The 7,975-nt window shown below is 40.9% G+C and carries 9 protein-coding genes; 8 read left to right on the top strand and 1 reads right to left on the bottom strand.

The features are described 5' to 3' along the window. Positions 1–50: 50 nt before the first annotated feature. The 3 genes from mntR to N0M92_RS23775 all read left to right on the top strand — a co-directional run bounded on the left by mntR (position 51) and on the right by N0M92_RS23775 (position 2,052). Entirely contained in the window at positions 51–479 is a 429-nt protein-coding gene (gene mntR, locus N0M92_RS23785; RefSeq protein ID WP_192205202.1) for a transcriptional regulator MntR, read from the top strand. Between the two features lie 182 nt (positions 480–661). After that, the gene (locus N0M92_RS23780; protein WP_260288174.1) at positions 662–1,357 is read left to right on the top strand and encodes a class I SAM-dependent methyltransferase; all 696 of its coding nucleotides are present in this window, start codon (positions 662–664) and stop codon (positions 1,355–1,357) included. Then, complete coding sequence (locus N0M92_RS23775; protein ID WP_260288173.1) at positions 1,357–2,052, top strand: AIM24 family protein; 696 nt, start codon at positions 1,357–1,359, stop codon at positions 2,050–2,052. Before N0M92_RS23780 ends, N0M92_RS23775 begins: the two co-directional genes overlap by 1 nt. 106 nt (positions 2,053–2,158) lie before the next feature. Here the strand turns inward: N0M92_RS23775 and metA are convergent, their stop codons facing one another. After that, positions 2,159–3,067, bottom strand: a complete 909-nt coding sequence (gene metA / locus N0M92_RS23770; RefSeq protein ID WP_260288172.1) for a homoserine O-acetyltransferase MetA — start codon at positions 3,065–3,067, stop codon at positions 2,159–2,161. 168 nt (positions 3,068–3,235) lie between these two features. On the opposite strand from metA, the gene N0M92_RS23765 reads away from it, so the two are divergent. From N0M92_RS23765 to N0M92_RS23745, 5 genes are all read left to right on the top strand, one after another. Beyond that, positions 3,236–3,769, top strand: a complete 534-nt coding sequence (locus N0M92_RS23765) for a hypothetical protein (protein WP_260288171.1) — start codon at positions 3,236–3,238, stop codon at positions 3,767–3,769. Between the two features lie 77 nt (positions 3,770–3,846). Then, on the top strand, positions 3,847–4,323 hold the full coding sequence (locus N0M92_RS23760; protein WP_260288170.1) for a glutathione peroxidase: 477 nt from the start codon (positions 3,847–3,849) through the stop codon (positions 4,321–4,323). Positions 4,324–4,454: 131 nt separating this feature from the next. Beyond that, entirely contained in the window at positions 4,455–5,300 is an 846-nt protein-coding gene (locus N0M92_RS23755) for a DegV family protein (protein WP_260288169.1), read from the top strand. A 54-nt stretch (positions 5,301–5,354) separates the two neighbouring features. After that, positions 5,355–5,999, top strand: a complete 645-nt coding sequence (locus N0M92_RS23750) for an HD domain-containing protein (RefSeq protein ID WP_260288168.1) — start codon at positions 5,355–5,357, stop codon at positions 5,997–5,999. Next, complete coding sequence (locus N0M92_RS23745; protein WP_260288167.1) at positions 5,996–7,873, top strand: ABC-F family ATP-binding cassette domain-containing protein; 1,878 nt, start codon at positions 5,996–5,998, stop codon at positions 7,871–7,873. The genes N0M92_RS23750 and N0M92_RS23745 overlap by 4 nt, the downstream gene beginning before the upstream one ends. Positions 7,874–7,975: the final 102 nt, after the last annotated feature.

Here is a 7,975-nt window from a genome sequence, read left to right as displayed (position 1 = left end):
CGTTTATATAGTAAAATTTTTAGATATGCGTTTGAATGGGAGGATTCCGAATGCCTACACCAAGCATGGAGGATTACATAGAACAAATTTATTTACTTATCGAAGAAAAAGGATATGCAAGAGTTTCCGATATTGCCGAAAACCTTTCCGTCCACCCTTCTTCTGTTACAAAAATGGTTCAAAAACTTGATCAGGAAAAATATTTGATATATGAAAAGTACCGGGGTCTCGTTTTAACTGCAAATGGGAAAAAAGTTGGTAAAAGGCTCGTATACCGTCATGAACTTTTAGAACAGATGCTAAGGTTGATTGGGGTCAAGGAAGAAAATATTTATCATGATGTAGAGGGAATCGAACACCATCTTAGTTGGAATGCCATCGATAGGGTTGGAGACCTGGTTGAATTCTTTGAAGAATCCCCTGACCGTGTCGAGGATTTACGAAAGATACAAAAAAGAAATGAAGAAAATTCGAAATAAGCTGCCGTCGGCAGTTTTTTTTATGTATTTGCAAATCACCTGTATTCCTGAACGGATTATATAAAAGAGGATTTTTTAATTTTGAGCAGAATAGCTATATAGAAGCCCCGGTAATTTGATTCTGGAAACTGAGTGTTATTAATATAGTAGGAACTTGCCTAGTTAGGAGGGTGGAATTTCTGATGAATTTACATACATGGCATAATGAAACGAAAAAGGAATGGGATGTTTTTGCACCGATGTGGGTGAAGAATTCGCAAGAAATGTGGGAAACGGGGAGCCGGAAAAACATTATTCCTTTCTTTTCTGAATATGTACCTTCGGGAGTGAAGGTGGCTGACATTGGCTGTGGAGATGGAGTTGGTTCCTTGAAATTGGCCGAAGCGGGATTTGAAGTAACCGGAGTTGATTTATCCAATGTGATGATCGAATTTGCAAAGGGGAAAACCGCTCAACAACCAGAACTTTCTTTCCTGCAAGGGGATTTTTATAATCTTCCATTCAATGATGAAGAAATGGATGCGGCAATGGTCATTAATTCTTTGGAATATACGGGTGAACCATTAACGGTGATGAAGGAAATTCAACGGGTAATAAAGCCTGGCGGTTATGTCTGTTTTGGAATACTTGGTCCAACAGCTGAACCACGAAAAAAATTCAGTTTTCAACGGTTATTAGGAGATAAGGTCATCATGAATACAATGCAGCCTTGGGAATTTGAAAAAATGGCTTTAGAAACCGGATGGAAGGCAGTGGCAGATACCGGCGTTGCAAAGAGAGGGGTGGACTATACAAAACTAGGGCATTTTTCAAAGGAGTTAAAGCAAGCTGTATCGTTCATGTGGCTTTTCCTCCTTCAAAAAGAGGTGGGGCAGTGATGGAGAAGTATCAAATCGATCAATTCGTTGAAAAGACGAAACAGCAGGATAAAGGGCAAGGATTATTCGAACTTGAAACGGAACGAATTTTGGAGATTAATTTGGAACAGCAGATCTGGGCAAAGATGGGGACGATGATTTCTTATCGCGGCCATATTAAATTCGAGCGGGAAGGTATCTTGGAGCATGGTCTTGGTAAACTCTTCAAAAAGGCTTTGACAGGTGAGGGTGCATCTTTGATGAAGGCGACTGGAAGCGGCAAGCTGTACGTCGCGGATCAAGGAAAGAAGATTTCCATTTTACAGTTAAATGGTGAATCGATCTGTGTTAACGGAAATGATTTACTTGCATTTGAGCCGGGGATTCAATGGGATATAAAAATGATGCGGCGCATTGCCGGGTTATTGGCGGGTGGATTGTTCAACGTAAGGCTCGAGGGGAGAGGCATGGTTGCCTTCACTTCCCATTATGAGCCGCTTACTTTAATGGTTGAACATGGGAATCCGGTCTATACGGACCCGAATGCCACAGTGGCTTGGTCAGGGGAATTGCAGCCTGAATTCGTAACGGATGTTTCACTGAAGTCTTTTTTTGGAAGGGGAAGCGGTGAATCCGTTCAAATGAAATTCGAAGGTCAAGGATTTGTGGTCGTCCAACCTTTTGAAGAGGTTTATTTCGGCAATAAGGAATCATGAAACAAACAACCTGAGTCAGAAGCTCAGGTTGTTTCCCATGATAATCGGAAGTGACTGCCCAATAAACGATTCACTTAAAAGTGAAAGCTTCTTTTTTCTTACCCTTTCAATCCCACTCATAAGGGGTTGATTGGTAGACATAATAGTTCAGCCAATTCGAGAACATCAGGCTGCAATGGCTTTTCCATCGGTGAAGAGGAACCTTGGTCGGATCGTTATCAGGAAAGTAATTTTCAGGGAGTTGTGTATTGATTCCACGCTCCCTATCGCGCTTGTATTCTTCACCAAGGGTATCGGCATCATACTCGAAATGGCCGGTGACCATAATTCTTTTTGCATCAACTGAAGCAGCAATCAATACACCGGCTTGATCGGACTGTGCAAGAACCTTCAGTTCCGGATGGTTAACTAATTTTTGATAGTCAATATCCGTATGGCGAGAATGAGGGGCCATAAAATAATCATCGAATCCGCGGACTAGATTTTCATTCGGTTCAAGGACCTCATGGGTGTATATCCCGAAGCATTTCTCTGGAAGTTCGTATTTGCCTATTCCATAATGATGGTACAGGGCAGCCTGTGCCCCCCAACAAATATGTAGGGTGGATGTGACATTTTCGCTTGACCAATCCATGATACTCTGCAGTTCTTCCCAATAATTAACGTCTGAAAATTCCAGCTTTTCTACTGGAGCGCCTGTAATGATCAAGCCGTCATATTTCTTCGTGCGGATATCATTAAATGATTTGTAAAATTGATCTAAATGAAATTTACTTGTGTTTTTTGATTCATGTGTGCTCAAGCGCAGGAATGATATATTTACTTGAATCGGAGTATTGCCGAGAAAGCGCAGTAACTGGGCCTCCGTTTTTTCTTTCTCTGGCATTAGGTTTAAAATTAATATATTCAATGGACGGATTTCCTGATTGGTAGCCCTTTCCTCATCCATTACGAAGATATTTTCCTGTTCTAAAATTTCCCTTGCTGGCAGTTGCCCCGGAATTCTGATTGGCATGATTAGCCTCCTTCTTCAAAAATCATAATATTTTAATTATATAGAAAATTATTGAATAGAAAAGCTATTTTAATAATTTCTTGTAAATCCCAAAGGAAATGGCCTGGGAATGGTAAAATGGGAAGATCATGAATACATAAACTATGAAGTTGGAGAGGTGTTTGGAGATTGTTTGATCCTACAGCATTTGAGAATATGAAAGTGGTATTGGAAGGAGCGGTTTACGACCGTGACTTCATTGGAGATATATTGGTCATAAAACGTGATGATATAGTGAATCTCTCGACTATGTCCAGATCATATAAGATTGAGATGGAATTGAAAAAGCCAATCGCGCCAATTTCGATTAGCGGTGCCATTGAGTTACAGGCTTCACTCAAGAACCTAAGTTCGGAGTTGCTCGATGCAGCTATTGATGATGTGCATTCGGGCTGCACCGTCGATATTTTCATTACTTTTCCGAAAAAACTCGATGAAGTGAATGCTGAACAATTGTTGAATGACCTGGAAAGAATTTGGGGAGATCAGAGAATCATTACAGTGACGACCAGCGATACGGTCCGTAAAAAAATGCAGCTCGTTACTTCTTCTATATATAAAGTTTCATTTGGAAGGCTTGTAAAAGAAGAGCAAATGGATGATTTGGAAGACATGGTAGAGTATTTGATTCAATCCATACAAGCAGTGAAGATTCAGGGATGAAAGGAAAGGATAAAAGTTGGTAAACCTACCTTTAAATACGGTAAAATGAATCATCATACTATAGGGAGTGATCATACATGTCCATTTACGAATTTGAAGTCAATAAAATCAATGGCGAAACCATCTCGCTTAAGGAATATAGAGGGAAAGTGATGATTATAGTGAATACCGCAAGCAAATGCGGTTTTTCGCCACAGTATGATGATTTGCAAAGCCTGTATGTGCAATATAAAGAGGATGGGGTTGTCGTGCTTGGTTTTCCTTGTAATCAGTTTTTGAATCAGGAGCCTGGTGATGATCTGGAAATCGATTCATACTGCAAATTGAATCGTGGCATAACATTCCCGATGTTTGCAAAAGTGAATGTCAATGGCAAGGAAGCCCATCCTTTATTCAGCTACCTGACTGAAAATGCTCCTGGAGTGATGGGGTCCAAATCAATAAAATGGAATTTTACAAAGTTCTTGATTGATCGTAATGGAAATATAGTGAGCCGGTATGCACCTAAAACAAAGCCTCTGGACATGGAAGAGGATATAAAAAAATTATTATGAAGAATGAAATTGAGTCCAACGGAAGTTCCAGTTGGGCTCTTTTTATGAAGTAAGATATTTATATGCATCTCAATTGGGGACAGATGGTTGGGATGTTGAATATAATAGAAGACACAACGAGGGGGGAAACCATGGAACGAATTGCATGGGTAACAGATAGTACGGGAACTTTGGACGAAGAATTATCATTGAATGAACATGTATACGTCGTTCCGATGGTCGTCATCATTGATGGGAAGGAATATGAAGATGGTGTCGACCTATTACCTGAGGAATTATACCGGCGGATGAGTGAGGAAAAAATAACAGCCACTACGTCACAGCCTTCGGTCGGCAGATTCCAAGAGTTATATATGGAGCTTGAAAAACGCTATGATCGAATCATAGCCGTACATCTTTCAAGTGAATTGAGCGGGACCGTTTCCGCGAGCAGGCAAGCTGCACAAATGGTTTCGATCCCTGTTGACGTTTTTGATACTTTACTTATTTCCTTTCCAATGCTATTAATCTTGAAAAGGCTCATGCATTATATGGATAATGGAGATTCCATCAATGAGGCTTTCGTCAAAACGAGAATGTATGCGGATAACCATGAAACCTATGTATTAATTGGTTCTTTAGATCAGCTGCATCGCAGCGGCAGGTTAACGAACGCACAGTATATTCTTGGAAACCTTTTGAGCTTTAAGCCCATCATTTCAATCGAAAATGGTGTGCTTCATACTAAATCTAAACCTCGGAACCTTAAAAAAGCGGAAAAACAGATCTTCACTGATTTTCGCAGATCAGTCGAAGCAGGAAAAGTAAAAGAATGCACCATATTATATGGTGCAGTGTCTGAGCAGGCACAAAGATGGAAAAAGATGATTACACAAGAATTTCCTCATGTATCGATCCATGTATCCCCACTGGGCAGTGCCATCGGGGTGCATACCGGTGAACAGACGATTGGGATCAGTTGGTTCAATGAAGATTAAAGCACACCATTTTTTGAGAACCATGGTAAAATAGAAGGGACATGGAGTGGTGATATGAAACAAACGATGATTGAACTGACGGAGAAGTATGTATATGACCAATTGAATTCCGATGCCAGCGGCCATGATTGGTTCCATATCGATCGTGTTCGTAAGCTGGCCTTACATATTGCAAAAGAAGAACGAAAAGGAAATGAGTTTATCATTGAAATGGCGGCTTTGCTTCATGATATCCCGGATGATAAACTAAACCATGAAGCCGATGAAGGCTGGAAAAAGCTTGACGTTTGGTTTGATGAAATTAAGTTGGATATTGATAGTGTTGATGCCGTCAAACAGATCATCAATACTATTTCATATAGTGCAGGGCAGTTGAAGCTTCCTTCGATTGAGGCTGAAATTGTTCAGGATGCTGACCGCTTGGATGCAATTGGTGCCATTGGCATAGCCAGGACATTTGCATATGGCGGAAAAAAGGGACAACTTATGTATGATCCTTCATTGCCGATAAGGGAAAACATGACCAAGAAGGAATACAGGAGTGGCAAAAGCTCATCCATTCATCATTTTCATGAAAAATTATTGCGTTTGCAAGGTATGCTCAATACTTGTACAGCCAAGAAGATTGCAAGTGAAAGGCATGAATATATGGTTGGGTTTTTAGAGGAATTTAATAAGGAATGGGATGTACGATTATGAAAGTTTTTAGCATGGAACATGTAATGAAAACCCAAGGGGAAAAGCTGCTTTTTAAAGATGTCTCTTTTTCCATTACCGAAGGGGAAAAAATCGGGATCGTTGGCATAAACGGCACCGGCAAATCGACATTATTGAATATCATCGCAGGCTTGGAAGACAGTGATTTAGGAACGAAGGATCATCCGAATGATTACACGATTTCCTATCTATCCCAAGATCCGCATTTTGATGAGAAATTGACGATCATGGAATATATGTATGAAAGTTCAACTCCTGTATTTTCGTTGATTAAGGAGTATGAAAAGACGCTCGTTCAACTACAGGTAGATCCACAGAATAGCGTAATTCAGGACCGTTTGTTAAAGCAGCAACAGGATATGGACACGCTTGGTGCCTGGGATACAAGTGCCAATGCCAGAACGATACTTACCAAACTTGGTCTTCCTGATCACTCAAGGAAATTGGGGGAACTGTCAGGTGGCCAAAAAAAACGTGCGGCCCTGGCAAAAACCTTGATTGAGACCCCTGATTTACTGATTTTGGATGAGCCGACGAACCATCTCGATTTTGAAAGCATCACTTGGCTTGAAGAATATTTGGGGAAATATCAAAAGTCCGTTTTATTTGTGACCCATGATCGATATTTCCTTGATCGCGTGTCCAATAAGATTTGGGAAATTGCCCAAACACAGCTTTTCGAATACAAAGGAAATTATGCGGATTATTTAGAATCAAAGGCCATTCGTGAAGAGAACGAAACGGCTGAAAGATCGAAAAAGGAAAGTCTATTCAAAAAAGAACTGGCCTGGATCCGTAAAGGCGCAAAGGCACGTACAACGAAACAAAAGGCCAGGATCCAACGCTTCGAAACATTGGAATCAGGTGTAAAGGATAAGCAGAAAACCGAGAACCTGGAAATGGAATTAAGCGGTGCCCGCCTTGGGAAAAAGGTCCTCGAGATGCAGGATGTTTCTAAATCCTTCGGTGATAAAACCATCATCAACCATTTTTCCTTCCTCTTCAAACCGGGTGATCGAATTGGGATCGTCGGTAATAATGGCAGTGGAAAATCAACCTTGTTAAATATCCTGGCCGGACGGGAATCGATTGATGAAGGAAACCTGGAAAAAGGGCAAACCGTGAAAATAGGGTACTATACGCAAGAAAGCGTCGATATGGATGAGAATTTGCGCATGATCGAGTATATTCGGGAAACGGCGGATTCAATCGCCCTTAAAGATGGTAGTTTCATATCGGCTGCACAGATGCTTGAAAGGTTCTTGTTTCCAATGGGTTCTCATGGGACGCCTATTCGCAAGCTTTCCGGTGGGGAGAAAAGGCGTTTATATCTTCTTAACATTTTGATGTCGGCACCTAATGTCCTGCTTTTGGATGAACCGACGAATGATCTGGACACGCAAACCTTGACCGTTCTGGAGGATTATTTAGAAACGTTTTCAGGTGTAGTCATTACTGTTTCACATGATAGGTATTTCCTGGATAAGACGTGCCATCAGCTTCTTGTTTTCAAGAATAAAGCTGAAATTGATTTCTATTACGGCAGTTATTCAGAGTTCTTGGAAGAAAAGACTGAAGAGTCCGTGACAGTAAAAGCACCAGAACCTCAGATGAACCGGACCGAAAAGAAAAAGAAAAAACTAACTTATGCGGAAAGTAAGGAATGGGAAGAGATAGAAGGGAACATGGAAAGGGTCGAGTTGCGCCTGAAAGACATAACATCAGAAATGTCTGCAGCGGGAAGCGACTTTGAAAAAGTCCGCCTGCTGCTTGAAGAAGAAAAGGAACTAACGGATAAATTAGACCATTTGATGGAAAGATGGACGTATTTAGCGGAAAAATTGGAAGAGGAATGAGCGGGATGACCGGTCCAAGGGAACAAACCTGGACCGGTCTTTTTTTTGCCAATCTCAATTGCATGAGAATCTGTTCCCGATGTGATAATATCTAGTACATGG

It is taken from the genome of Peribacillus aracenensis (genome assembly GCF_025175645.1).
GTDB lineage: Bacteria > Bacillota > Bacilli > Bacillales > DSM-1321 > Peribacillus > Peribacillus aracenensis.
This window is presented reverse-complemented; position numbering and strand designations above follow the sequence as displayed.

Bases quoted from the DNA above. Each gene is read 5' to 3' on its own strand.
- mntR (WP_192205202.1), top strand. From the start codon at position 51: ATGCCTACACCAAGCATGGAGGATTACATAGAACAAATTTATTTACTT.
- N0M92_RS23780 (WP_260288174.1), top strand. From the start codon at position 662: ATGAATTTACATACATGGCATAATGAAACGAAAAAGGAATGGGATGTT.
- N0M92_RS23775 (WP_260288173.1), top strand. From the start codon at position 1,357: ATGGAGAAGTATCAAATCGATCAATTCGTTGAAAAGACGAAACAGCAG.
- metA (WP_260288172.1), bottom strand. From the start codon at position 3,067: ATGCCAATCAGAATTCCGGGGCAACTGCCAGCAAGGGAAATTTTAGAA.
- N0M92_RS23760 (WP_260288170.1), top strand. From the start codon at position 3,847: ATGTCCATTTACGAATTTGAAGTCAATAAAATCAATGGCGAAACCATC.
- N0M92_RS23755 (WP_260288169.1), top strand. From the start codon at position 4,455: ATGGAACGAATTGCATGGGTAACAGATAGTACGGGAACTTTGGACGAA.
- N0M92_RS23750 (WP_260288168.1), top strand. From the start codon at position 5,355: ATGAAACAAACGATGATTGAACTGACGGAGAAGTATGTATATGACCAA.
- N0M92_RS23745 (WP_260288167.1), top strand. From the start codon at position 5,996: ATGAAAGTTTTTAGCATGGAACATGTAATGAAAACCCAAGGGGAAAAG.